The organism is Plantactinospora solaniradicis, assembly GCF_042658085.1.
Taxonomy (GTDB): Bacteria; Actinomycetota; Actinomycetes; order Mycobacteriales; family Micromonosporaceae; genus Plantactinospora; species Plantactinospora solaniradicis.
The window spans coordinates 1-831 of record NZ_JBHSPR010000141.1; the positions used below are offsets into that span (position 1 = coordinate 1).

The window sequence follows — 831 nt, forward strand, 5'->3', positions numbered from 1 at the left end:
GCATCGGGAGGTGCTGAGCGTGGAGGACTGGGCGGAGATCCGGCGCCTGCGGCGGTCGGAGGGTATGGCGATCCAGGCCATCGCACGGCGGTTGAGGATGTCTCGCAACACCGTGAAGAAGGCCTTGGCCAGTGACGAGCCGCCGCGGTATCGGCGTGCGGCGAAGGGTTCGATCGTGGACGCGGTCGAGCCGCGGATCCGGGCGTTGTTGGCGGAGTTCCCGGAGATGCCCTCGACCGTGTTGATGGAGCGGGTCGGGTGGACCCGGGGCAAAACGGTGTTCTGCGACCGGGTGCAGCAGTTGCGGCCGTTGTTCCGCCGGCCGGACCCGTGTCAGCGGACGGACTATGTTCCGGGTGAGTTGGCGCAGTGTGATTTGTGGTTCCCACCGGCGGACGTGCCGTTGGGATTTGGGCAGGCTGACCGGCCGCCGGTGTTGGTGATGGTGTCGGGGTATTCACGGTGGTTGTCGGCGGTGATGATCCCGTCGCGGCAGGCGCCGGATCTGCTAGTCGGACACTGGACGCTGATCTCCGGGTGGGGGCGGACGCCGAAGGCTCTGGTCTGGGACAACGAGTCCGCGGTCGGGCAGTGGCGGGCCGGCCGGCCGCAGTTGACCGAGGCGATGAACGCCTTCCGTGGCACCCTCGGTATCAAGGTGATCCAGTGCCGGCCGGCGGATCCAGAGGCCAAGGGCCTGGTCGAACGCGCGAATGGCTATCTGGAGACGTCGTTCCTGCCCGGGCGCCGGTTCGGCTCGCCGGCCGACTTCAACAGCCAGTTGACCGATTGGCTCGTGCGGGCGAACCAGCGCCGGCATCGGGTGTTGGG

1 protein-coding gene is annotated in these 831 nt (G+C 68.1%); it reads left to right on the forward strand.

The features are described 5' to 3' along the window. Nucleotides 1-10: 10 nt before the first annotated feature. The coding region (istA, locus tag ACFP2T_RS47920; RefSeq protein ID WP_377434782.1) for an IS21 family transposase at nucleotides 11-831 on the forward strand (821 nt) is incomplete at its 3' end.